Below are 24,106 nucleotides of genomic sequence, written 5' to 3' on the forward strand. Positions count from 1 at the left end.
CATGTTCCCCCGAGCCCGCAATACGTCGTATATTGGGCTTTCAATAGCTCGGTCCTCAACGCACCAATGTCCGCCGAATTGACGCCGCCCCCTGAGAAAAAGCGAATATTTTCGCTATCCATCGGCCAACTGACGTTCGGAAGCTTCATCCTGGTGCTGGCGGTGATCATCGTCACCTCGACCGCGAGCGTGATTGCGATCCGCCACATCGACACGACCTTCGCCGAGTTGCAGCGGCTGCAGAGCGTCGGCGACCTCGCCGAGGACATCGATCGCCGCATGAACGAGCTACGGCTCGCCGCGCGCGACTTCGTCACCGATCCCGGTGCCGGCATCCAGTTCAAGCAGGTGGGCGAGGCGGCCTCGACACTCAGCGACATTCTAAAGAAGACCCGTATCGAGCTCGCGCCCGAGCAGCAGGACATGATCGACGGGGTGACCGAGCGGCTTGCGACCTATCGCAATGGCCTCGAGCGGATCTCGACCCTGATCGACCGCCGCGCGCAATTGCTTGCCGGCCTGCCGCCGCTGCGCGAGCAGTTCGACACAGCGGTCTCCGGCGCCGCTGACCGCGAGCTCGCCTCCCGCCTGTCCGAGGCGCAGAGCCGGATCGCGCTCGGGCTGCTGGCGCGCAACCCGTCGGCGGCCGAGCAGGCCGCGCAGGGCATGCGTGCGATGGATATCACCGATCCCAAGCTCAAGGCGGCGGTGAACGATTATGCCGAGGCGATCATGGCGGTCGCCGTCCGCGAGCGGCAGATCGCCGACATCGATCGCGAGGTGCTGGGCACCGAGGGCCGGCTGATCGGTCGCGTCACCGAGTTGCTGCGTGAGGTCAGCGCAAGACGCGGCCACGTGCTGTCGCGCGATTTTGCCCGTACGCTGACGGAGGCGCGCTGGCAGAGCATCGTGCTCGGCTCCATCGGCGTGCTGATCGGTATTCTCGCGGCGGGCTTCGTGGTGCGGCGCACGGTGCGCCCGCTGGCCCAGATCGCGCGATCGATTCGCGCCCTCGCGGCCGGCCAAAAGGACACCTCGATCCCGTCCGCCGACCTCGACAACGAGATCGGCGACATCGCACGTGCGGCCGAAGTGTTCCGCCGCGCGCTGGAGGAGGCCGACACTGCGCGCGAGGCGGCGGTACGCGCGCTCACCGAGCAGCGGCTGGCCGAAGAGAGCTATCGCAAACTGTTCGAGGGGTCGGTCGACGGCATCTACGTCACCACGCCTGCCGGCGACCTCCTCAACGCCAATCCGGCGCTGGCGCGGATGATGGGCTATGACAGCCCGCAGCACCTCATCGACAGCATCAGCGACATCGCCCACACCATCTACGTCCATCCCGAGGCGCGAGACGAATACCAGCGGCTGATGGCGCGCGACGGCATGGTGCGCGAGTTCGAGTACCAGGTGCGCCAGCGCAGCGGCGACATCCTCTGGCTTTCCGACAGCGCCACTGGCGTGCGGGACGAGCAGGGCAACATCGTGCGCTACGAAGGCACCCTGCGCGACATCACCGACCAGAAGCGGGCGGAAGACGCCATCGCCGAAGGCCGCCGCCTGCTCCAGCAGGTCATCGACACCGTGCCCGCGGTCATCAACGTCAAGGACCGCGACCTGCGCTACGTGCTGATGAACCGCTACATGGCGGGCATCTTCGGCATCGAGCCCGGCGACGCGCTCGGCCGGACCACGGCCGACCTGATGTCGCGTTACGGCGCGGCCAAGACCGACGAGAACGACAAGCGCGTGCTCAAGCTGCGCAAGGGACTCGGTTTCTACGAGGAGGAGTACAAGGACGCCGGCGGCAATATGCGGCAATGGCTGGTCAACAAGCTGCCGCTGCTCGATGCCGATGGCGAGATCGAGCGGATCGTCACGGTGGCGCTCGACATCGGCGAGCGCAAGCGCGGCGAGCAGGAGATGCGCAAGGCCAAGGAATCGGCGGAGACCGCGCTGCGTAATCTGCGCGAGACCCAGGCCTCGTTGATCGAAGCGGAGAAGCTCGCTGCGCTCGGACGGCTGGTCGCCGGCGTCGCGCACGAGGTCAACAATCCCGTCGGCATCAGTCTCACGGTCGCCTCCGCGCTGGAGCGCAAGACCGCGATGTTCTCGTCCGAAGTCGAGCGCGGCGAGCTTCGCCGCTCCACGCTCAACGACTTCCTCAACACCAGCCGCGACGCCTCCTCGCAGCTCGTCTCCAATCTCAACCGCGCCGCCGAGCTGATCCAGTCGTTCAAGCAGGTCGCTGCCGATCGCAACTATTCCGACCAGCGCACCTTCGACCTCGGCGATCTCACCGAGCAGGTGGTGATGAGCCTGCGGCCTGGCCTGCGCAAGCACAACCTGACCCTCAACGTCGATTGCCAGCCCAGCCTGACCATGAACAGCTATCCCGGCCCGTACGGGCAGGTGCTGACCAACCTGTTTCTCAATTCGGTGGCGCATGCCTTTCCCGACGGGCGCCCGGGGATCATCGACATCCAGGTGCGCGAGTCCGGCAAGGACAATGTCGAGATCATCTTTTCCGACAATGGCTGCGGCATGTCGCTCGACGTGCGCCGCCGCGCCTTCGATCCGTTCTTCACGACACGGCGCGACCAGGGCGGCACCGGCCTCGGCCTTCACATCGTCTACAGCATCGTCACCAACCGGCTCGGCGGACGGCTCGATCTCGATTCCGAGCCGGGCGGGGGTACGCGCATCCAGATCATCTTGCCGCGCACGGCGCCGTTGGAGCAGGCTGCCGAATAGCTCTCGCGCCTTAGTCGGCCTCGGCGAGCTTGTGCAGGGTGGCGCCGAAAATCAGGCTGGCCTTGCCGACCAGCGCCGTCCCCGTCATCTCCGCGCGGGTGTCCGTGTAGGTCCCGCTGACGCCAATGCCGACCGGGGCAGGGCCGCCGAACAGCGGATTGTCATCGCCCCGAGGTGACGTGTGCCGTTGCACCAGCACCTCGCCTTTGAAGGTGCGCTCGTCCTTCACCACGTAGCTGCCGGTGTAATAGAGATAGGCATCGCCGCCAAGAATCTTGCCGTCGCGAAAAAGGATCACACCGCTGCCTTTGCCGACTCGACCGTCAAGCAGCGTGACGTGGATCGAATAGAGGCCGTTCTTCATAACGTCCCGTGGGCCGGCCGCCATCGCCCAATGGCGCAACCGGTCCAGCTTTTATGCCAAAGCACATCCCCTCGCGCAACGCGGCAGTTTGCCGGCCGGCAAGTAGTCCTGTCGTGCGGACCGTAATTGTCCCGGCTTGTTTGTGACGCCGATGTGACTGTCTCATCATGGGGCGAGGCCAGACGTTGCGAATCAAGTTGGCCCGCGAAATGCATAACCATTGTTGCACTGGCCGCGGGGTGCTGGAGCAAGACGAACGTGAGCAACTGGATCGATTCCGGCGGCGATGAGCCGCGTCTGTACAGTGCGCGTCCCACGAATTGCAAAAGCGAACGACGGTGGATTGGCAGCGGGACACGCTGGCGAAGCGTGACGAGGCTGGCATGCACCGTAGCCTTGATTGGGCTCGCGGCCCCCTTTGGGCACGCCCGTGACCGGGGCCAGTTCGTCAACACCAATGCCGACTTGAAGGCCTGGTTCGACAGCCTGCGAAGCGGCAAGGGGCCATGCTGCTCCGATGCCGACGGCTCGGCGCTCTCGGACACCGACTGGGAGAGCAAGGACGGGCACTATCGTGTGCGCGTCCCACGCCTTGGCTACGTGCTTGACGGCCAGCAGCAGGAACTGGTCTGGGTCGATGTGCCCGAGGAGGCCGTGATCTCGGAGCCGAACCGGGTGGGACGCACCATGGTGTGGCCGATCTACGGCTACATGGGCGTCACCATCCGCTGCTTCATGCCCGGCAGCATGACATAAGCGCGCCGGGCGGCACACGCCTGGTCTCGCCGTTGGTTGACGCGGCTCGCGCGATGTCAGGTGTACTTCTTGTCGCGCTCGAGCAGCTCGATGGAGATGCCTTCGGGGCCGCGGATGAAGCAGATGCGCACGCCGGGCCGGATCGTCGTCGGCTCGCGCGTGAAGGTGACACCCTTGGCCTTGATCTCGGCGGCAACAGTGTCGATGTCCTTCACGGTCAGGCCGAAATGATCGAGACCCTGATGCGGGTGCGGGGGCGGCGGATTGACGGCATTGTCGCCCTCGAGCGGGGCGATGAAGATTTTGGCGCCGCCGAGGTTCACGTCGATTCGTCCTGGCGCGCGCACGATCTCGCCACCCAAGATGTCCCGCAACCAGGCCGCTGTGGCCTCCGGATCGGGGCTGCGCAGATGGACGTGATCCCAAGTGACGGCGATTGGCATTTCATAGTCTCCCAACGGGGTCTTGCGAATTGCGGCGCATGTTAGCGGCACCGGCCGGTGGTCGCCACCGTGCCTGCCGACTCGCCTGAAGCGCGGGAACCTTAGTTCCTCTCCCGGGTTAAGGTAAGCAGGTGGTCTGTTCGTCGTGCAAACGCAGCTCGGCCGCCATCGGTGATGCATCCATGGGCACCAGGCTTGACCGGATCAGGTTGGAACGCTTTGCCGGGACCGGCGAACGATTGGCGCGAGCCGTGACGGCCGCGAGCGTCTCGTTTGGCCGAGGCTTGCTGTGGCTGCTGGCGGCCATCATCGTCGGATGCGGCATCTGGATGCTGCTGCCGCTCTCCAAGGGCAATAGCACCGAGCCGGTCAAGTCGGACCTCAAATCAGACTTCAAGTCAGACTTGGCCGCCGTCGAACCGGCTGCTCCGGGCGATGCCGCAGCGGCGGTTCCGCCGACGGCCGAAGCTCAGGCTGCGGCCGAGCTCGATCATCTCAGGATTTCATCACAGACCTGGCGTCGTGGCGGCCTCGGCTCGAAGGCGCTGGTGACGTTCACGCTGCGAAACGACAACGACTATGCCGTAAGAGATGTCGAGATCGTCTGCGCCTTCGTGCGTCGCGACGGCACGCCTCTCACCGTTCGCAGCCGCGTGCTGACCGACACCGTCAGCATGAAGAGCCGCAAAACCTTCGCCCGTATTCCGGTCGGGTACGTCAACGTTAATGCCGATCAGGCGAAGTGCTCGCTGGTTGCGGCACGGCGGGCGTAGAGGCCGGCGTTCTGCAGTAGCGGAAAAGTTACCGTTTCCAGCCCTGTTCTGGCCTTGGCCAAAAACTTGGCGTCGCCATTTGAACCGAAGGGCAGGGCCAGGAACCAATCAGAGTATCGCCTGTTAAGGCGGAGAGCCCACGCGGGGATTGCGGGGGGCGGAGTGCGGCCAATGCCCATCTTTCGGTATTTCATGTTCGTCGGCGGAGCGTTGCTGACACTGCTGTTTGCGGTGAACTTCGTAGTGCCGGCCTCGCCCGTGACGCCAGCCGTCGCGACCGCAAGCAACGACCAGCCGTCGATCCGGATCCGGTCCGATCGCCATCTGCCCGAGCGTGTCGTGCTCGACACCAGCCAGCCGACGATTGCCCCGCCTGCGGTGAAGACCGCCGCTGTGGCGGCGCCGCAGCCGCCGGATACCGCGTCGGCAGCGGCCCTCGCGGAGATGTCGGCCAAGGCGCGGGTGCGCGAGACCTTTGCCCAGTTTACGCCTGGCTCGAAGGCCGACGCCGCCAAGAAGCCGCAGGCCCAGGCTCAGCCCAAGCGTAAGGTCGCCAGAGCGCATCCGGCGCCGCAATATTATGGCGGGCCACAATATGGCGGGCCGCAGTATGGCCGACCGATGATGGTGGCACAGCAGCCGCATTTCGGCCTCTTCAACACGACCTGGTGACAAGCCGGCTGTGACCCGCCTCCGTGGAGGCGGGAAGGGCTTTTTATTGGCCAGCCTCTCTGCTAATTCGAACCCGTCCGAAGGCCGTCCGGTGCGCTGGCTCGCCAGCCACGGTCCGGCGCTTCGCGGCTAACGGCCCAATCCTTAGGGCCAGGGCGCTCGTAGCTCAGCTGGATAGAGCATCGGATTTCGATTCCGAGGGTCGGAGGTTCGAATCCTTCCGAGCGCGCCAACCCCGCCGGTGTTACCGCCATAATTCCGGGCGATGCCGAGACCGGACGTCCGTCGTCCCGCTTGCGGAGTCAGCCTGCCGAAAGACCGCTCTGCCGCCCGCGCGCCAGCGTGTCCGAGGGGGTCTCGTGGAAGGTCGCACGGTAAGCCGCGGCGAACTCGCCCATGTGGTGGAAGCCCTGGGCACGCGCGCAGGTGGCCACGGTGGCACCGCCGCCCTTCAGGAGCCGGGCGCGGGTCGCCCACAGTCGCTTCAGCCGAATGTACTGGTGCAGGCTCATGCCGCGCACCTTGCTGACCGCGCCGCTGAGCGTCCGGACCGAGACGCCGAACTCACCGGCGAGATCGGCGGTATAGATCGGAGCGGTCGGATAGGCTGCGACGTAATCGTCGATCCGCTGTACCAGCCTGGTCGACCGCCCGCTCAGGACCGAGGTGCACCGGTCCGGGCCCGTACCGATCCGAAACAGATCGTCGAGCGCGAGCAGCAGGCCCTCCTGGAGATGGGCAGCGGCCTCGGTGGTCTCGAACAGGAACGGCTGCATCGACGCGGTTCGCAGGATGTCAAGCACGAGCTGGCGCGTATGGAGCAGGGCGGGCCGGTTTGCGACATAGGCCCGCAAATCGTCGGCGTGATCGAACCAGCCCCGGTCTTTCAGGCCGGGCGAAAGGATGATCATCGCGTAATGATTGGTCTGGGGTTCGACGAAATGGCACTCGTCGTTGCCGCGGAGCGCAACGAAGAAGCGGGCGTCGAGATCCATGCCCTTGGAATTGGCCTGAAGGTCGTCGGTCATCGACAGGATCACCATGCCGCCCGGCATGCGATAGGCGGTGTCGAGGATGCGCGCGAAGGACCTCATCACGATGATGCGGCATGCCGGCAAGGAGACGACGGCGCGGGCGGCCGCGAAGTTCACAACGTCGAGCGGAATGCTTCTCGCATCCTCCATCGACTCGATCGGCCGAAAGGCATCGACGTCGGCAAAGCCGATCAGTTGAAGCGCCGAGGACGGGACGAGGGCATCGAACATGCGTCTGGCCGGTTGCCGCAATGTGACAATCAAATGAACGTCAGTACATTGCCATCAATGGCGAAACATCCCGCCTCAGTAAACTGGATTCCGGGCCGTAGTATTGCGGACATCATGCCATGAGGTGCGTCTGATCATTGTCACCGTCAACGGTCCCGGCTCATTGGTTGGCCGGTGACGAGGTCGATGAAATGGAGGCGCGTGCAAGCGGGACAGGCGAAGGACTCGAAGCTTCGCCCTTCCGGTCTCTGCTGCTTTTCCAGATGCGTCTGCACATTCATGCCCGTCTGAGGGCATCGAAAAACGATCAAATCGGCCATCGTCGCAGGATGACGGCGCGGCTGATTTTCTCTTTGATCTAGATCAGTTTTGGAATGGCTCCAGGCGGACCGAACGCGCGGCCAAGGGCAATTCGGGATCTCGCAAAAGCGAAGGGGCCCCGAGGGCCCCTTCTGATCACCAGCGGCGGTAGCCGTAGTATCCATAGCGTGGTCCGTAGGCACGGGGCCCATACCCATAATATCGGGGCCCGTAATACGGCCGCGGGCCGTAATACCCATAATAGTTCGGACGCCAGAAACAGCGCCCCCAGGCGTCGCAGACCATACGGACCTGCTCGACGTCAGAGACCTGCGGGACCGCAGGTGCAGGCGCAATGGGCATGGCGGACGCCGCCGGCGATGCCGCAAGGGCACCGAACATGGACGCGACGACGAGGCCAATCTTGAGATTCATGATGTCTTCTTCCTCCGCTTACGCAATACAGGATATCGAAGCTGTTCTGATCAAATTGTGGCGGAACCAAAATGTAATGCTGATGAACACATCTTCAGCCACTCCGCCGCGGGCCTGATCCAGCTCCATCAGACTACCTCGGCTTTGCGCTCCTGGCCATGCCGCGCCTGTCTTGCGTGACACCGCCACCATCCTTGATCCTGCGCAAGTCGCGCCGGCGGCTTCGTCCCTAGTCTTGTCGCCGTGGGCAGTCCTTCGCGGAATGCGAAGCGCGTCAGGCGGTTCGCATCGGTCCGGAGCCCACTGTTTGTTTGGAGCTGTGCAATGGACAAGATGAGAATTGACAAGGGTGACTGGCTGGTCGTTTGCGACGGGCGCAAGGCGCTCATTCTGGAAAACCTCGGCGACGAGATGTTTCCGAACCTCCACACCAGGGAGGTGCACGAGCAGCCCAATCCCTCGACCAGCGCACAAGGAAGCGATGCGCCGGGCCGGTTGCATGGCACAGCCGGCGGCGCACGCAGCTCGGTCGAGCAGACCGATTGGCACGACGAGGCCGAGCGCGCCTTCCTGCGGAGCCTCGCCGGCCGGCTCGACGCCGCGGTCAGTTCGGGCGAGACTTCGGCCCTGACCATGGTGGCCTCGCCGCGGGCGCTCGGCATGATCCGCGCCGACTATTCCGACGTCGTGCGCAAGGCGCTTCAGGGCGAGGTCGGCAAGGACCTCGTCAAGCTGCCGGTCTATGAGATCGAGAAGCAGTTGCTGCGGTCGGGCGCCGCGAAATAAGGACGCCCGCAGCGGACGCGCTGGCGCCCCTCAGTAGCAGGGGTGCCGGCGGCGATCCTGGCCGATATAGGCGGCCGAGCTCTGGTAGCAGTGGTTGGTTGCGGGCCCGTCGTAATAGGCGAAGGTGCCGGGGGTGAGGCCCGGGCCGTAATTGTGCAGATAGCTGATCGGGTAGGGTAGCGGGTTGACGTAGGAGCGGTGATACCGGTGATGTCCGTTTGCTTCCGCAAGGCCAGGGGCCAGGATTGCGGCTGACAGGGCAGCAACTGCGGCTACAAGCTTCAACTTGCTCATCTCGATTCTCCGGAACCCGCGCAAATAGCTCAGCCGTTATAGCCATTTCGGGCCGCGAGGGCACCCGTCAAGCGGCCGGAATCAGGGGCTAATCCCACCGATTCCCGGGTGGGTGTGACAGAATTGCCGGAAGTGCGGTCGAACTCTGCCCATTTTTGGCCTTTTCGGGATGCTTAACGAATTCCCCACACAAGTATGACCAAGAAGAATTCGGTTAGAGATTCCTGCCGGTCGCCTGGGGTGCTCTTTGAGGCCGGCCCGTCCCCGCAAGGTTTTCACCGTCACCTCGTCATGCGCATCACGCTTCTGAGCCTGCTGTTGCTCTGCTTCGCCGCCACGACGCCGGCGCGGGCCGAACTGCACATTACCCGCGACCATGGCGGCTATGTCGAGGAGTACAAGGCCAAGTACAAGCGCGTCCGCGAAAAGGGCGAGCGCGTCATCATCGACGGCATCTGCAACTCGGCCTGCACGCTGGTGCTTGGCATGGTGCCGATGAACAAGATCTGCGTGACCCCGCGCGCCAGCCTCGGCTTCCACCAGGCCTACTACGACAAGGCCTTCACCTTCGGCATCAAGGTCACCAGCACGGAAGGGACGTCCGACCTGATGTCCTACTACCCCGACACGGTTAAGGACTGGATCCGCCGCAATGGCGGGCTCACCACCGACATGAAGAAGATCAAGAACGGTGTCGAGCTCTGGAAGATCATCGACCCCTGTCCGGAAGAATGGTGAGCGGCTGAGCTGAACCGCCGTCCGTCGCAGCGCAGCATCGCCGAGCAAGAAATTCGCATTGCCGCATAGGCCCCCATGGGGCAATGAGGGCGGCAATGAGCCATAATCAAGAAGCCCTGACCGCCCGCGCCGCGCCGATCCTGTTCGTGCTGCTCTGGAGCACCGGATTCATCGGCACCAAATACGTCGTCAACAATGCCGATCCCTTGACCTATCTCGCCATCCGCATGGCGATCGTGGTCGGCCTGATGGCGCTCATCGTCGCGATTGCCCGGCCGAAATGGCCTGACCGGATTGGCATCGCGCACAGCGCGGTCGCGGGCATCCTCGTCCATGGCTTCTATCTCGGCGGTACCGCGATCGCGATCGCGCATTCGATTCCGGCCGGGCTCTCCGCGCTCATTCCGGGCCTGCAGCCAATCCTGACCTCGACCATCGCCAATCGCTGGCTCGGGGAGAAGGTGACGCCGGTGCAATGGGCCGGCCTCGTGCTCGGTCTCGGCGGCGTGGTGCTGATCCTGCACAACCGCCCGATGACCGGCGAAGCAGGGCTTGGCTGGCTCGCCTCAGTTGTCTCGCTGATCTCCATCACGCTCGGCACGCTCTACCAGCGCCGCTATTGCAATCACATCGACTGGCGCGCCGGCAATCTCGTGCAGTACGTGTCCGTCACCATCTTCTTCGCGATCGGCGCCTTCCTGTTCGAGGACCGCGTGGTGCACTGGACGCGGGAGTTCGTGCTCGCGCTGGCCTGGCTCGCGGTCGCGCTCTCGATCGGATCGATCGGGCTGCTGTACTGGCTGATCCGCCACGCTGCGGCGACGTCGGTGGCGAGCCTATTCTACCTCGTGCCCGCGGTGACCGCGCTAATGGCCTATCTGCTGTTCGATGAAAAACTCGATGCACTGGCGATTGCCGGCATGGCGATGTGCGCAGCTGCGGTGTTCGTGGTCAACCGGCGGTTCTAGGCAGATGGACCGGTACGGCGGAATACATCCCTGACGTGCGCGTCGCGTCCGTGTTAGGCTGAGCACATTTCAGCTTTCCCTTTCACAGGTGATTTCCATGAAGAAGGCGAGACGTGCGCTGCTTGGCCGGTCCCTGAAGCCGGTCCGGATTGCCTGCATCAACTACGCGGAGGAGTCGATCAGCGGCCGCAAAATGGCCGAGCTCACCGCGGCACTGCAAAAATGCTACGACAAGCATTTCCTGCCGGTGTGGGGCTATCCTGTCGACCTTTACGTTACCCGCAACCCGAGGCCGACCGACTGGCAGCTGGTCTATTTCGACGACGCCTCGCACAAGAACATGCTCGGGCGACACGAGCTGACCCATCGCGGCCAGCCGATCTCAAAAATCTTCGTCAAGGCACTCGGCGATGAGCCGCTCAGCGTAGCGGCCTCGCATGAGCTGTTCGAGATGGTGCTCGACCCCATGGCCAATCTCTGGGCCGACAAGAACCCGAACACGCAATACGCCTATGAAGTCTGCGACGCCGTGGAGGAGGACTCCTTCCGCGTCGGCCGTTTCGAGATGTCGAACTTCGTCTATCCGTCCTGGTTCGAGCCGTTCAAGCATCCGCGCGGCACCAAGTTCGACCACAAGGGGACGCTGAAGCAGCCGTTCTCGATGACCGAGGGCGGCTACGTCATCAAGAAAGTCAACGGCAGGAAGGTGATCAAGGCGTTCGGCTCGCCGGCAAAGCGGCGGCGCTTCAATAGCGAGGACCGGCGCGGTCATCGCAGCGAATTCCGCGATCCGCAAGGCGAGCATCACCCGGGCCGGCGCGCCGCCAAAAAGTGAGGGTAAGGTATCGCAGGAGCCGTCTCCGGGCGCGCCCGCACCCGGAGACATGCGCCTCGCGCCGCGATCAGCGCTTGGACTTCTTGGCCTTCTTTTTCTTCTTGGCGGCCTTCTTCGCGGATTTCTTCACCGCTTTCTTCGCGGTCTTCTTGACGGCTTTCTTCGACGACTTCTTCGCGGCCTTCTTCGAAGACTTCTTGGCCTTCTTTGCCTTCTTCGGCGCTACTTTCTTCGCAACCTTCTTGGCGGCTTTCTTCACCGGCTTGGCAGAGGTGACTGCGGCGTCGTTGGTTGCTTCCACGGCGCTGGTCATCGTCTCCATCGCCTGTTCGGCGATCGGCTTCTCGTCGTCCATATCGTCCCCCACGGTTTGTATGGAGCGATGACGATAGCTGGTTTCACAATTGTGTCAAAGCAACGCTCAACCTTTGCGGATCTTTGCGTAGGCAGCGAGCGCGCGCTCGCGCCCTCTCGCATGATCGACGATCGGCTGCGGATAGGTCTTGCCGAGCGTGATGCCGGTGCTGGCCAGCTCGATCGGCGTCGCCTGCCAGGGCTGGTGGATCAGCTTCGTCGGCAGGTCCTTCAGCTCCGGCACCCAGCGCCGGACATAGGCTCCGTCAGGATCGAACTTCTCGCCCTGCAGGAGCGGATTGAATACGCGGAAATAGGGCGCGGCGTCGGCGCCGCAGCCGGCGACCCACTGCCAGTTGGCGGGATTGTTGCCGGCATCCGCGTCGACCAGTGTGTCCCAGAACCAGTTCTCGCCGTCGCGCCAGTCGATCAAGAGGTGCTTGACCAGGAACGAGGCGACCACCATGCGCACCCGGTTGTGCATCACGCCGGTGTGCCAGAGCTCGCGCAGGCCGGCATCGACGATGGGGTAGCCGGTGGCCCCGCGCCGCCAAGCGGTGAGCGCTTTCTTGTCGGCCTTCCAGGGGAAGTCGTCGAAATTCGTTTGCAGGTTCTCGGTGGCGAGGTTCGGATAGTCGTGGAGGAGGTGCCGGCAGAACTCGCGCCAGCCGAGCTCGCTCAGGAATTTATCGACGCTAGGGGCGAGCGAGGGGGCCTCGGCCACGGCGAACCGAGCGGCGTGAAAGACTTGCCGTGGGCTAAGCTCGCCGAACCGCAGATGCGGCGAGAGGCCTGAGGTGCCTTTCCGGTCCGGGCGGTCGCGGTCGTCGACATAGCTGCGGGCGGTGTGCTTGAGGAAATCGCGCAGGCGCGTGCGGGCCGAGGCCTCGCCCGGCGTCCATGTCTCGCGCAGGCCGCCGGCCCAATCGGGCTTGCTCGGTTCGAGCCTCCAGCTCTCCAGCCTGTCGCTGGCGATCTTCAGACTCGGACGCAGCTCCTTCGGCGCGGGCAGGGGCTTTGGCGAATCGCCGAGCGACAACACCCGCCGCCAGAACGGTGTGAATACGCGTAAGCCGCGGCCTTCCTTGTTGCGGATCGCCGAGGGCGGGACGAGCAAGTCGCCGGGGAAGATTTGCGAGTCCACACCGAGCTTTGAGAGCGCAGCTTCGAGCTGCCGCTCAACCGCCTGATGCGGCGCTTGCGCGATCCCGTTCCAGTAAACGGCGCGGGCGCCGCTCTCGCGCGCCAGATCGGGGATCTCCCTGGCCGCTGGTCCCTTGCGCAGGATCAGCGACCCTCCACACGCGGCGATCTCGGCGCCGAGCGCCCGCAGCGATTGCGCCCGCCACCAGCGCGCCGCGGCGCCCGGCGCTCGCCCGACCATGTCGTCGAGGACGTAGAGGCAGATCACCGGCGCGCCGGATTTCGCGGCGGCGTGGAGGGCGGGGTGGTCGGACAGGCGGAGGTCATCGCGAAACCAGACGATGACGGGCGGCGCGCTTGGCGTGGTCAGGCGGGGCCTCGTTTACGATTTGGAAAGCCTGCCGCTCGCGGCGCTGTGAACCGTCGTTAATGCTGCCGTAAGCCGATTGCACGATTATGCAGGAATTACGGGGGTCATTCCACTCATGTCCAACCTTTCAACGGCAAAGTTCCTGCCGCAGTTCAAGCTCGGCACCAAGGCCGTCCTGTCTGCCGTCCTGCTGATCGCCGTCAACACGGCGCTCGTGGTCGGCGCCGGCTATTGGTCGCTCACCTCCGCTTTCAATGATCGCGCGCTGCGCGACATCGAGGTCAATCTGCGCACCTTGGCGCTGGCTTTTGCCGAGACCGCTCCGGACCTGAAGATCACGGTGAGGGATGGCGCGGTCGTCCGCGCCGAGGTCCCCAGGATGCCCGAGTTCAAGGACCATGCGATCGTCGATCGCGCGGTATCCTATGTCGGCGGCAACGCGACCCTGTTCGTGTTCGACGATGCGAGCGGGCAGTTCGTGCGACGCTCGACCAACGTGAAGAAGGAGAATGGCGACCGCGCCGTCGGGACCCAGCTTGCCGCCGATCATCCGGCGCAGGCCGGCTTGCGCCGTGGCGAGGCCTATAAGGGCCCGGCCGTCCTGTTCGGCAAGTCGTTCATGACCGCCTATTTCCCGGTCGTGGACGCGGCCGGCAAGGTCTCGGGCATCCTTTACGTCGGCATCCCGATGGCCCAGTTCGAGAGCATGCTGACCCAGGCGATCTCGAGCATGGCCGCCGCGGCCGGGCTCGCCGCGCTGCTGGTGCTGGTCCTCACGCTGCTGATCGTCCGCCGCGTCACCCGGCCGCTCACCTCGGTGACGCGCTCGCTGACGGCGCTCGCCAACGGCCAGAGCGACGTCGAGATCGATTGCGAGGACCGCGCCGACGAGATCGGCGAAATCGCCCGCACGGTCGCGGTGTTCAGGAGCAATTCGCTGGAACGGGCGCGCCTGCGCAGCGAGCAGACGGCGGCTACGGCCGCCGCGGCCGAGCAGCGCAAGGCGGAGCTGCGCAACTTCGTCGAGGAGTTCCGCGGCAGCGTCGGCGGCATCCTCGACAAGGTGCTGAGCTCATCCGGCGAGTTCGAACGGGCGGCGCGGCAACTCACCGATACCGCACGCTCTACTGCCGACCTCTCGGCGCGATCGGCCGGAGCGTCAGAGGACGCCTCCGAGCACGTCCGCTCGGCGGCCGCAGCCTCCGACGAACTGTCCCAGTCGATCTCCGAGATCACCCGGCGTGTGCAGGAGTCGAACCAAATCTCCGCCGAAGCGGTGCGGCAGGCCGAGGCCACCGACCAGCGCATTGCGCAGCTCTCCGAGGCGGGCTCGCGGATCGGCGACGTGGTCAAGCTGATCACCTCCATCGCCGAGCAGACCAACCTGCTGGCGCTGAACGCCACCATCGAGGCCGCGCGCGCCGGCGATGCCGGCCGCGGCTTCGCTGTCGTGGCTCAGGAGGTCAAGACGCTCGCCGGCCAGACCGCGAAAGCGACTGAGGAGATCTCGAACCAGATCGCCAGCATGCAGCTTGCGACCGAGGAGTCGGTTACCGCCGTCAAGGGGATCGGCCAGACCATCGAGCGCATCAGCAGCATCGCCGGCTCGATCTCGGCTGCGGTCGAGCAGCAGAGGAGCGCCACCCACAATATCGCGGCCAGCGTTCGCGCCGCGGCGTCAGGCACCGCCGATGTCGCGGTCAATGTCCGTCACGCCGCCAGGGGCGCGAGCGAGACCGGCGAGACGTCGAGCCGGATGTTCGCCTCCGCCCAGGCGCTGTCGGGCGAAAGCCTGCATCTGAAGGCCGAGGTCGACAGCTTCCTCGACCGCGTGCACGCGGCGTAGAGACTCAACGCCGTCATTCCGGGGCGGTGCGAAGCACCGAGCCCGGAATCTCGAGATCCCGGGTCTGGTCCTTCGGACCATCCCGGGATGACTTTTTGCGGTTGCTAGGCGCAACCGCCAAAAGTCATTTCGGCTGCGGCACGATGCGGATGTAGGGCTTCGGCTCCTTCCAGCCCTGCGGGTAGATCGTCTTGGCCTCGTCGTTCGAGACCGAGCCCGCGATGATGACGTCCTCGCCCTGCAACCAGTCGGCCGGGGTCGCAACGCGATGCTTGGCGGTGAGCTGGAGCGAGTCGATGACGCGCAGGATCTCCTGGAAGTTCCGGCCCGTGGTCATTGGATAGACCAGTACCAGCTTGATCTTCTTGTCCGGCCCGATGATGAAGACGTTGCGGACGGTCTGGTTGTCGGCAGGCGTCCGGGTGAGGGGATCGCCCGAGGTCGAGGCCGGCAGCATCTCGTAAAGCTTCGAGACGTTGAAGTCGGTGTCGCCGATCAGGGGATAGTTGGGAGCAGCGCCCTGCGTCTCCTTGATGTCCTCGGCCCATTTGGCATGGCGATCGATCGGATCGACCGAGAGGCCGATCAGCTTGACGCCGCGCTTGTCGAATTCCGGCTTCAGCTTGGCGAGCGCGCCGAGCTCGGTCGTGCAAACCGGCGTGAAGTCCTTGGGGTGCGAAAACAGGAGGGCCCAGCTGTTGCCGATCCAGTCGTGGAACTTGATCTTCCCTTCAGTGGTCTCGGCTTCGAAGTCGGGGGCGGTGGTGCCGATCGGAAGTGTCATGGCTCTACCTCATCATATTGAATTTACTTGAGAATTTGTCTCTGGCCGTCGCCGCCAGTATAGGGGCTTGGCGAGGCTAAGTGAACGCTGACTGAACCGCTTGAAGTAAAATGTGAATTCCTTCTCTGAAGAGCCGATCTCCTAGCACTTTTCTGTTACAGCGGCACCTGTGGCGAAACATCTCCACTGGTCTCGATTGCCGCGATAAAGCCTTTTATGACCCGCATCACGCTCGCCCGACGCTCTCCGGAACCGAAATGGTCCTCGTAGCGACTAATCGGCAACCATTGAGAAAAGTCGCGATCCCCGTATCGAATCATTAACCACCCCTTTACGCCCGCATGAAAATGCTGGCCGATCAGTAGAAATCTGGAAGTGAACTATGTCTGCCGCTGCGCCCAAGTCCGCTGAGAAGTCCGTCGAGTCGCCGTCCCTCGAACCGTCCTGCCGCGATACCGCGGCCCACGCACTCTCCATCGTACGCGATGGCGTGATCACGGGCGAAGGCCCGACCACCAAGGGCCGGGTCCATTTTTCCCGCTCGCTCGATGCTGATGACACCGCCTGGTGTGCCCGTATCCTGACCGCGACCGCCGTCAACGACCAGCCGGTCAGCCGCACCGAGGCCGAAGTCCTGTTCGAGATCAATGAGGCCGCGACCGAGCGCACCGATGGCGGCCGCTTCGACGATTTGCTCGCCAAGGCCGTTGCCCATTATGCCGCAAGCGCCTCGGGTCTGAAGGTGCCGCCGCGCAGCGTCGCGCTGTCGGCCGATACCGACATCGAGAGCTGGGCGCCGTCCTACGCCTCCAAGGTCAACAGCGAAATGCTGGAATGGATCGCCGGCCAGATGCGCGGCAAGCGCCAGAACAACCGTCGCCTGATGGCGATGGTGGCGACGTTCCTCGGCGCCACCGCGCTGCCCCTGGCGGGCCAATTGCCGAACGTGTTCGACATTGGAATGTAAGGTTCTGGGAATGTAAGGTTCTGGGCATGTAAGGTTCTGGGCATGTAAGAACCGAGATATTCTCGCGCCCCTTGCGGGGCGCGAGCGAAGCGGCGGGGTTATTTCCCCGCCGTTTTTTGTTTGCCGGCCTCAAGCTCGAGGCCCAGCGTGCGGCCGGGGAAGCCGGCGGCGTCGAAATAACGCTGGCTGCCGACGCGCTGGACGTTCAGCACGGTCTGAAGGCCGTTCTCGGACATCTTCGACTTCTCGACCGCCTTGTAGGCCTTCGGCACGATGCCGTTGGGCAGGGCCTCCGACATCACGCGGCCGACCAGGCCGCCGTTCTGCGCGGCGCGCAGGCCCATCAGCTGCGCCGCGGTCATGCCGACGTCGGCATTGCTGACCGGCAGCTCGTCGACGAAGCCGGCTTTGAAGTCCGGGCCGATGGCGGCCATGAAGTTCATGGTGTCGCCGCGGCTGAAGCTGCCATGCATGCCCTGGCCCTGACGCAGCACGGTGTCGGCGACCTGCACCGAGCAGTTGGTCGGCGCCTCGCCGCACTCGCTGGCATAGGAGCGGAAGTTGACGACGATGGACGGCGTCGGGGTCGCCGACTTGCCGCGCAGGTTGATGCTCGACAGCGGCAGCGTGCCGGGGAAACGGCCGAGCGAGTCCTCGACGAACAGGCCAGAGACGTAGTCCTGCTCGAGCAGGGTCTTGATGGTTTTCGCCGCCAGCTTCTTGTCCTTGTTCGGCAGATAGATCAGGTCCGAGCCGCCATTGGTGGCGACGACGAGGTCGGGCTTTTCCGGATCCTTGCCGAGCACGCCGTTGCCGGCCTTGGGATGCTTGTTGCCCTCGATCTTCGCATTCTTGTCGTTGGGGTCGAACAGCGGCAGGTCGAGCGCCTTGGCGAGATCCAGCGCCAGGAAGCCCATCGGCAGGAAATCCTTCGGCGTGTCGTCATAGCTGACCTTGGCCGAGGGGCTGGTCTTGCTTTCCTTGGAGATGGTCGAGAAGCCGTGGTCGGCCGAGACGATGATGTTGGTCGAGGCGGCGAGGCCGAGCTCGTCGAGCGCCTTGCGGAGCTGGGCGAGGTTGGTGTCGGCGTTCTTGATGCCGGCCATCGAGGTCGGGCCGTTGATGCCGGGCAGGATCTGGTTGAGGCTGTCGCCGGTGTTGTGCTGGCTGCCGTCGGGATCGCGCGACCAGAACACCAGCACGAACGGCTTGTTGCGCGCCTTGAACATCGGCAGCACCACCTTGGCGGCGACGTCGGCGAAATAGGCCTGCTGGGCGACGTTGGCGACCGTGGTGCCCGGCGTCTTGGCATCGCCGGCCTTGGAATTGTCGCCGCGCGGCGGGGTGGCGAGGGGGAGGCCCGCCTTGGTCAGCGCCGCCTTAACCTCGTCCGACAGCGCCACGCTGTTCTTGCCGCCGGTGGAATCGTCGAACACGACCGAATGAAGACCCGGCTTCTCGGGCTTGTCGGTGTGGTCGAACTGGTAGGTCGGACCGACCTTGCCGATCGCCGCGGTGCTGAGGCCCTTGTCGCGGGCCATCTTCAAAATGGTCTCTTCGTTGAGATAGTCGCCCTTGAAATGCTCGTCGATGTCGCCGAGCACGGCGTCGTTCTCGATGAAGGGGACCACGGTGTCACCGGCCGGGACCGAGGTGTAATTGGTCCAGATCGTGTTGGAGAACACGCCGGTGTCGCCGAGATAATGGCCGGTCGACATCGCCGAGCCGTTGGCCATGGTGAAGGTCGGGAAGAGCGAGTGCGGATTCTTGAAGTTGACGCCCTTGTCGCGAAGCTCGGCCATCGCGGGGGCCGTTTCAGGGGTGACCTTCAGCGCGCGCAGACCGTCCGGAATGAACAGGATCAGGTTGCGGGGGGTATTATTCTGGGCGGACGCAAGTCCGGTGGACAGCACTGTCAGTCCGGCGGACAGCAACAGCATTGAACGGCGCATGGAAGTCTCCTGGCGGTGAGGCGGCATGGCCGCCGACCGCGGCCCCCGGGCAATCGTTTAGTTTTGCTGTATGACGGTTTTGTTACAAGGGGCCTGTTGGCGGGCAACAGGGTTGGGGAGGGGGGCGCGGCAATACCCTCGGTGTCGTCCTGGCGAAAGCCAGGACCCATAACCACCGAACCGCGTTGTCGCGATCGCTGGGTGGCCAAGTCGCGCCAGGACACCGCTGACCGGGGTAATGGGTCCTGGTTTTCGCCAGGACGACGTCGGGGAGATATCTTGCTCACCCGTCGCAACGCCGTCATTGCGAGCGCAGCGAAGCAATCCATAGTCTTTCTGCGGCGGCAGCATCCATCCCGTCATCCTGAGGTGCGAGGCTTGTGATGCGAATGCATCGCGAGCCGAGCCTCGAAGGATGAACGGCCGAGATGCAGCCGGGCCGTCGCCCTTCGAGGCCTCCGCTTCGCTCCGGCACCTCAGGGTGACGGTGATGGATTGGTGTTCGCAGCAACACTGGCATTCGATCTTCACCCGCAGACACACCCTCTCATCCTCGCGGCTCATTTCGCCCGAGCTTTGCTTAGCTGCCCCCAGTGAAAGAGGGCGCAGGGAAGACCGGGTGCCGGCCGGGCACCCACGGTCCACTGTGCGAAAGGTGGCAGCAAAGAATTTGCACAGCGGCATACAGGTGGAGCCAAACATCCGGCCTTCCCTGCGCAGTGGTTTTACGGCTTATGTCGTGATCTCCCCGGGGAGCGATGCACTATTGCCCCCGTCGCCATGCGGATGACTGATGCGCGTGCCCGGTCGGGCCGCCACATCACCGCAAGACTTGACGCACAGACCCCGGGCGTCAGGACCACACGATTTTGCCGTACGCTGATGGCATCGGTCGTATGCGCGAGGTCCTTGCTCACGGTCTCCCGCCCTGCAAACCCGTTCGCGCCAACGCCACCTGCGTCCACCGCCGCCCGGCCCGCGTGTCGTGACGATCGCGATGCGCCCCTCTTCCTTGGGCCGGAGTGAGAAATGTCTAACAAAAATCCGAATTCTAATAAAGAGAATTATTTCGATGCCGCGCTCTTGACCCCCGCTTGGGTGTTTTGCCCGCCGGGCTGCGCAAGGGGTTGTGGTTATTCCGGCGCGGTCGGCACCCGCGGATCAGGCGCCAGCGTCTGTGCCGGCTTCACCGTTGCCGGGCCGACCCGGTTCCTGGTGAGATCGCGCCGCAGCGACAACGGGGCTGTCTTGAGCGCATAGATGATGGCGATCTGGGTCCGGTTCTGGAGCCGGTATTTGCGCATGATGTTGCCGATATGCGCCCGCACCGTGTTCTCCGAGATCTTGAGCTCGTAGGCGATGTTCTTGTTCTGCAGCCCCCGGGCGATCAACATCATCAGCTCACGCTCGCGGGGTGTCGGTGTGATCGAATCCTTTGGATCCAAGCTCATGACTGGCTCCTCCCTGGTCTTCGGCTTGATGTGGCCGCCGCCGGCATCGTCTCACTCCGTCTTCAGCGCCTCGATCGGGCTGAGCCTGGATGCCTTGTGGGCTGGATAGAACCCGAAGATGAGGCCGGTCGCGATCGAGAAGGCGAGGGCAAGGCCGATCGCCTCGCTGTCGATCGACGTGACCCATCCGGCCATGCGGGCGACCGTCATCGAGAGCGTGATGCCGCCGGCAACGCCGATAGCGCCGCCGAGCAGGCAGAGCACGAGGGCCTCACAGAGAAACTGCAGGCGGATGTCGCGCATCCGCCCGCCGAGCGCGCGGCGGATGCCGATCTCCCGCGTGCGCTCGGTGACTGATACGATCATCACGTTCATGATGCTGATGCCGCCGACGAGCAGCGAGACCGAGGCGATGGCGACGAGCAGAAGCGCCACGGTGCGGATTGCGCCCTGCTGCGCTTCCATGGCGGCGGCCGGATCCTGGACCTTGAAGTCGTCCTCCTGACCGGCGGGGACGCGGTGGCGCTGCCGCAGCAGGCTTTCGATCTCCGCCCGCGCGCCCGCCATCTGACCGTCCGCGGCCACCTTGGCGATAATGTAGGCGACCGAATCCCGGTTGATGTTGCTCGCGCTGCCGAGGAAGCGCAGCTTGGCCGTGCTGAGCGGCACGAAGGCGACGTCGTCCTGCGCCGGGCCCTTGCGATCGAGCACGCCGACCACTTCGAGCGGCACCTTCATGATCCTGATCTGCGCGCCGATGGGATCGTCGCCCGGCGCGAACAGCTCGCGCGCGACGGTGCTGCCGAGGATCACGACCTTGCCGGCGCCCGACTCTTCCGCGCCGGAAAAATAGCGCCCGGAGGCGAGCTGCCAGTCGCGCACCATGAAATGGCCGGTGGTCGTGCCGTTGATCGTGGTGTTCCAGTTCTTGCCTTCGTGAATGACCTGCGCCGTTCCGGCGAGCGAGCCGGCGGCGGCCTGGATTTCCGGAATCTGCTCGAGGATGGCCTGCACGTCGCCCTCGGTCATCGTCAGCTTGCTGCCGTCCTTGAGGCGCACGCCACCCTGGTACACCGCGCCCGGGGTGATCATCAGCACATTGGCGCCGATCGAGCGGATCTGCTCCTGCAGGCGAAGCTGCGCGCCGGAGCCGATCGCGAACACCGTCACGATGGAGGCGACGCCGATCACGATGCCGAGCATGGTGAGGAAGCTGCGCAGCGGATTGAGGCGCAGGGCGTGCAAGGCGATCTGAAATCCCTGGAGCATCGTCATGACGCAGCGCTCCGTCTCGGTAGCAGCTCCGCGACCGTCTCGTCGCTGACGAGCTCGCCGTCATGCAGTCGGATCGTGCGCCGGCACTGCGTCGCGATGCCGGGATCGTGTGTGATCATCACGACGGTCTGGCCGGTGCGGTTGAGGGCTGCGAACAGCGCCAGGATCTCGGCGCCGGTCCGGCTGTCGAGCGCGCCGGTCGGCTCGTCGGCGAGCACGATCAGCGGGGAGGCGATCAGCGCGCGCGCGATCGCGACGCGTTGCTGCTCGCCGCCGGAGAGCTGCCGCGGGAAGTGATGGACCCGGTGCAGCATGCCGACGGCCTGGAGGGTCTGCTCGGCGCGGGCCAGACGTTCCTTGCGACTGACGCCGCAATAGACCAGCGGCAGTGCGACGTTCTCGATCGCATTGTGGCGCGCGAGCAGGTTGTACGACTGGAACACGAAGCCGATGCTGCGGGCGCGCAGCAACGATCGCCGGTCTTCCGAGAGCTCGGCGACATTGGCTCCCTCGAGATGGACCGCGCCCTCGCTCGGCAGGTCGAGCAGCCCGATCATGTTCATCAGGGTCGACTTGCCCGACCCCGACGGTCCCATCACGGCGACGATCTCGCCCTGAGCAATGTCGAAGCTGACGTTGCGTACCGCGGTGACTGCTACTCCGTCGGTGCGATAGGTCCTGGATACGGAGCGGAGACTGATGAGGGGCAGCGCGGTCATGATCCGAACCTGATTCCGAGGAACTCCATGCCGGCCGGCCGGATCGCCTGGCCGACGGCGACCTGGCTGCCCTCGACGAGATCGCCGCTCTTGAGTGCGACCTGTTCGGTGCCGGCCGCGCCGACCGTCACCGCGACGCGCTGGAGCGAGCCGCTGGCGGTGCGCACCCACACGCCGCTATGCGCGCTGCCTGAGTCCGGCCGCGTGCCGGACGGCTGGAAACGCAGCGCTGCGAGCGGCACTTTCAGCACGTCGTCCTGCCGCTCGATCACGATCTTCACCAGCGCGGTCATGCCGGGCAGCAGCGCCCCGTCGAGATTGGAGGTCGCCAGCACGACGGTGTAGGTGACGACATGCTGCTGGGTCTGCGGCGCCTTGCGCACCTGCCGCACCACGGCCTCGAAGCGGCGGTCGGGATAGGCATCGACGGTGAAATGGGCGCGCTGGCCGGGGGCGATGCGCCCGATATCGGCTTCATCGACCTGCGCATGAATCTCCATGTCTTCGAGGCGGTGGGCGACAACGAAGGTGGTGCGCGACTCCAGGCCCACCGCGAGCGTCTGGCCCTCGTTGACGAACCTGCCGACGACGACGCCGTCGATCGGCGAGCGAATGACGGTGCGATCGAGATCGGCCTGGGCCGCGGCGAGCACGGCCGCCTTCTCCGGCACCGCCATGCGGGCCTGCTGCAGCTCGGCTTCGATGCGGCGGACATCGGCCTGCGCCCCATCCACCGAGTAGGAGTTGAGAGACATCAGGACCTCCGCCTCGCGCTCCTGGGCCAGACGCGCCGTGAACTCGGTCTGGGCATCGTCGACCGTCGTCGTTGCGACCACGTTCTGCGACTGCAGCGCCAGCTTGCGCTGCAAGGTCTTCTGCGCCGAGGTCTTGACCGCCTGGGCGCTCTCGAGCTTGGCGGCGAGCACGTCGCGGCTGCCTTTGGCGTTCTGCAGATCGATCCTGGCGCGGTCGAGCTTGGCGCGCGCGATGTCGACCAGGGAATTGGCGACCGCGAGCGAAGCCCTGGCTTCGTCGACCTTGGCCGCGAAGCTGCGCGGATCGATCAGCGCCAGCGGCTGGTCCTTGGCGACGGTGTCGTTGAAGTCGACATAGACGCGGGCGAGCTGCCCGGACAGCTGGGAACCCACTTCGATGGTCTTGACCGGCTGCAGGGCGCCGGTGACCGTGACGGTCTGCTCGATGCTGCCGCGCTGGATCGCGGCATAGCGGAATACGGGCGCATCCGACCCGAAGGTCGACGGCTGGCGAGCGCCGGGCGCGAGCAGCCGCCTGGTCTGGTCATAGGCGTGAGCCGCCTTGTCTGCCGCGCTTCCGGCGGCGCCGGCGATGACGGTCGGCGCTGCGGCGTAGATCGCAGCAAGGCCGCATGCGGTTCCGAGCAAGGCAATTGCTGGCACAAATCGCATATCAAAACTCGCCTGATTGAAATGGCTTCGGGGAATCGGGAAAAAGTGGCAAGCTCGCTATGGTTGTAAATCATCTAAGGTAGTATCGATTGTCAGTATGTCGTCCTCGCAGGGGCGACGGTCGGGTGCGCAGCATCATCCAGAAGTAAAATCCGCAGGTGCGACGTTTCGTGATTTGCCGAAAATGCATACCCGTCGTATCGATATGACGCGCGCGGTATCGAACTCGATAAGCTGACTGAACGTCCGGTATGATCCGGCTGAAGCCGCCGGTGGCCGGCGTTCAAGTTCGCACATGGGTAGCAATGCCATGACGCAGTTGGCGAGGCTGCGGCCACGATACCGGATCGTCACATTCGCGATAACGCGCCTCGCCATGATGCCGCCTGCGACCAGGGCGGAGTCCCTGCAATCACGAAGCCGATGTGTGAACGC

At 64.7% G+C, this 24,106-nt stretch carries 23 protein-coding genes and 1 tRNA gene; 11 read left to right on the forward strand and 13 right to left on the reverse strand.

Features of this window, described 5'->3' with window-relative positions; genetic code table 11:
* Positions 1 to 66 precede the first annotated feature (66 nt).
* Entirely contained in the window at positions 67 to 2,754 is a 2,688-nt protein-coding gene (locus QA649_RS20310) for a PAS domain S-box protein (RefSeq protein WP_283025720.1), read from the forward strand.
* A 10-nt stretch (positions 2,755 to 2,764) separates the two neighbouring features.
* On the opposite strand, the gene QA649_RS20315 is transcribed toward QA649_RS20310, so the two are convergent.
* A complete protein-coding gene (locus QA649_RS20315) occupies positions 2,765 to 3,118 on the reverse strand; it encodes a GrlR family regulatory protein (RefSeq protein ID WP_212345836.1) in 354 nt (117 codons plus the stop codon).
* Positions 3,119 to 3,376: 258 nt separating this feature from the next.
* Here QA649_RS20315 and QA649_RS20320 point away from each other — a divergent pair, with 258 nt between their 5' ends.
* Positions 3,377 to 3,874 (forward strand): hypothetical protein, encoded by a 498-nt coding sequence (locus QA649_RS20320; RefSeq protein ID WP_283025721.1) that lies wholly within the window; start codon positions 3,377 to 3,379, stop codon positions 3,872 to 3,874.
* A gap of 56 nt (positions 3,875 to 3,930) precedes the next feature.
* On the opposite strand, the gene QA649_RS20325 is transcribed toward QA649_RS20320, so the two are convergent.
* Positions 3,931 to 4,317 (reverse strand): VOC family protein, encoded by a 387-nt coding sequence (locus QA649_RS20325; RefSeq protein ID WP_283025722.1) that lies wholly within the window; start codon positions 4,315 to 4,317, stop codon positions 3,931 to 3,933.
* Between the two features lie 182 nt (positions 4,318 to 4,499).
* On the opposite strand from QA649_RS20325, the gene QA649_RS20330 reads away from it, so the two are divergent.
* From QA649_RS20330 to QA649_RS20340, 3 genes are all read left to right on the forward strand, one after another.
* Entirely contained in the window at positions 4,500 to 5,090 is a 591-nt protein-coding gene (locus QA649_RS20330) for a hypothetical protein (protein WP_283025723.1), read from the forward strand.
* 171 nt (positions 5,091 to 5,261) lie between these two features.
* A complete protein-coding gene (locus tag QA649_RS20335) occupies positions 5,262 to 5,762 on the forward strand; it encodes a hypothetical protein (RefSeq protein WP_283025724.1) in 501 nt (166 codons plus the stop codon).
* A gap of 155 nt (positions 5,763 to 5,917) precedes the next feature.
* Positions 5,918 to 5,994, forward strand: a tRNA-Arg gene (locus QA649_RS20340).
* Positions 5,995 to 6,064: 70 nt separating this feature from the next.
* On the opposite strand, the gene QA649_RS20345 is transcribed toward QA649_RS20340, so the two are convergent.
* Together QA649_RS20345 and QA649_RS20350 are read right to left on the reverse strand one after the other, a co-directional pair.
* Positions 6,065 to 7,027, reverse strand: coding sequence for an AraC family transcriptional regulator (locus tag QA649_RS20345; protein WP_283025725.1), 963 nt, complete (start codon positions 7,025 to 7,027; stop codon positions 6,065 to 6,067).
* Positions 7,028 to 7,483: 456 nt separating this feature from the next.
* Complete coding sequence (locus tag QA649_RS20350; protein ID WP_283025726.1) at positions 7,484 to 7,762, reverse strand: hypothetical protein; 279 nt, start codon at positions 7,760 to 7,762, stop codon at positions 7,484 to 7,486.
* Between the two features lie 324 nt (positions 7,763 to 8,086).
* Between QA649_RS20350 and QA649_RS20355 the strand changes: the two genes are divergently transcribed.
* On the forward strand, positions 8,087 to 8,548 hold the full coding sequence (locus tag QA649_RS20355) for a host attachment protein (RefSeq protein ID WP_026312678.1): 462 nt from the start codon (positions 8,087 to 8,089) through the stop codon (positions 8,546 to 8,548).
* Positions 8,549 to 8,578: 30 nt separating this feature from the next.
* Here the strand turns inward: QA649_RS20355 and QA649_RS20360 are convergent, their stop codons facing one another.
* Positions 8,579 to 8,842 carry a hypothetical protein gene (locus QA649_RS20360; protein ID WP_018647315.1) on the reverse strand — a complete coding sequence of 88 codons (264 nt, stop codon included), beginning with the start codon at positions 8,840 to 8,842 and terminating at the stop codon, positions 8,579 to 8,581.
* 291 nt (positions 8,843 to 9,133) lie between these two features.
* Between QA649_RS20360 and QA649_RS20365 the strand changes: the two genes are divergently transcribed.
* The 3 genes from QA649_RS20365 (at position 9,134) to QA649_RS20375 (ending at position 11,383) form a co-directional block, all read left to right on the forward strand.
* The gene (locus QA649_RS20365) at positions 9,134 to 9,580 is read left to right on the forward strand and encodes a hypothetical protein (protein WP_018647316.1); all 447 of its coding nucleotides are present in this window, start codon (positions 9,134 to 9,136) and stop codon (positions 9,578 to 9,580) included.
* Positions 9,581 to 9,675: 95 nt separating this feature from the next.
* Positions 9,676 to 10,548: a DMT family transporter gene (locus tag QA649_RS20370; RefSeq protein WP_283025727.1), complete on the forward strand. Its 873-nt coding sequence runs from the start codon at positions 9,676 to 9,678 to the stop codon at positions 10,546 to 10,548.
* Between the two features lie 97 nt (positions 10,549 to 10,645).
* Positions 10,646 to 11,383, forward strand: a complete 738-nt coding sequence (locus QA649_RS20375; RefSeq protein ID WP_283025728.1) for a hypothetical protein — start codon at positions 10,646 to 10,648, stop codon at positions 11,381 to 11,383.
* 67 nt (positions 11,384 to 11,450) lie between these two features.
* Here QA649_RS20375 and QA649_RS20380 read toward each other — a convergent pair whose 3' ends face one another.
* Both QA649_RS20380 and QA649_RS20385 read right to left on the reverse strand, forming a co-directional pair.
* The gene (locus tag QA649_RS20380) at positions 11,451 to 11,738 is read right to left on the reverse strand and encodes a histone (RefSeq protein ID WP_283025729.1); all 288 of its coding nucleotides are present in this window, start codon (positions 11,736 to 11,738) and stop codon (positions 11,451 to 11,453) included.
* 66 nt (positions 11,739 to 11,804) lie between these two features.
* The gene (locus QA649_RS20385) at positions 11,805 to 13,196 is read right to left on the reverse strand and encodes a deoxyribodipyrimidine photo-lyase (protein ID WP_283026058.1); all 1,392 of its coding nucleotides are present in this window, start codon (positions 13,194 to 13,196) and stop codon (positions 11,805 to 11,807) included.
* Between the two features lie 169 nt (positions 13,197 to 13,365).
* Between QA649_RS20385 and QA649_RS20390 the strand changes: the two genes are divergently transcribed.
* Positions 13,366 to 15,096, forward strand: coding sequence for a Cache 3/Cache 2 fusion domain-containing protein (locus tag QA649_RS20390; protein ID WP_283025730.1), 1,731 nt, complete (start codon positions 13,366 to 13,368; stop codon positions 15,094 to 15,096).
* A gap of 124 nt (positions 15,097 to 15,220) precedes the next feature.
* Here the strand turns inward: QA649_RS20390 and QA649_RS20395 are convergent, their stop codons facing one another.
* Positions 15,221 to 15,880, reverse strand: a complete 660-nt coding sequence (locus tag QA649_RS20395) for a peroxiredoxin (protein WP_283025731.1) — start codon at positions 15,878 to 15,880, stop codon at positions 15,221 to 15,223.
* A 382-nt stretch (positions 15,881 to 16,262) separates the two neighbouring features.
* Here QA649_RS20395 and QA649_RS20400 point away from each other — a divergent pair, with 382 nt between their 5' ends.
* On the forward strand, positions 16,263 to 16,847 hold the full coding sequence (locus tag QA649_RS20400) for a hypothetical protein (RefSeq protein ID WP_283025732.1): 585 nt from the start codon (positions 16,263 to 16,265) through the stop codon (positions 16,845 to 16,847).
* A gap of 98 nt (positions 16,848 to 16,945) precedes the next feature.
* Here QA649_RS20400 and QA649_RS20405 read toward each other — a convergent pair whose 3' ends face one another.
* From QA649_RS20405 to QA649_RS20425, 5 genes are all read right to left on the reverse strand, one after another.
* The gene (locus tag QA649_RS20405; protein WP_283025733.1) at positions 16,946 to 18,799 is read right to left on the reverse strand and encodes a nucleotide pyrophosphatase/phosphodiesterase family protein; all 1,854 of its coding nucleotides are present in this window, start codon (positions 18,797 to 18,799) and stop codon (positions 16,946 to 16,948) included.
* Positions 18,800 to 19,932: 1,133 nt separating this feature from the next.
* Positions 19,933 to 20,250, reverse strand: a complete 318-nt coding sequence (locus tag QA649_RS20410; protein ID WP_283025734.1) for a LuxR C-terminal-related transcriptional regulator — start codon at positions 20,248 to 20,250, stop codon at positions 19,933 to 19,935.
* Between the two features lie 51 nt (positions 20,251 to 20,301).
* Positions 20,302 to 21,525 (reverse strand): ABC transporter permease, encoded by a 1,224-nt coding sequence (locus QA649_RS20415; RefSeq protein WP_283025735.1) that lies wholly within the window; start codon positions 21,523 to 21,525, stop codon positions 20,302 to 20,304.
* A complete protein-coding gene (locus tag QA649_RS20420) occupies positions 21,522 to 22,244 on the reverse strand; it encodes an ABC transporter ATP-binding protein (protein WP_283025736.1) in 723 nt (240 codons plus the stop codon). The genes QA649_RS20415 and QA649_RS20420 overlap by 4 nt, the downstream gene beginning before the upstream one ends.
* Positions 22,241 to 23,671 carry an efflux RND transporter periplasmic adaptor subunit gene (locus QA649_RS20425; RefSeq protein WP_349254073.1) on the reverse strand — a complete coding sequence of 477 codons (1,431 nt, stop codon included), beginning with the start codon at positions 23,669 to 23,671 and terminating at the stop codon, positions 22,241 to 22,243. The genes QA649_RS20420 and QA649_RS20425 overlap by 4 nt, the downstream gene beginning before the upstream one ends.
* Between the last annotated feature and the right edge of the window lie 435 nt (positions 23,672 to 24,106).

The sequence above is a fragment of the Bradyrhizobium sp. CB1717 genome, from assembly GCF_029714325.1.
GTDB lineage: Bacteria > Pseudomonadota > Alphaproteobacteria > Rhizobiales > Xanthobacteraceae > Bradyrhizobium.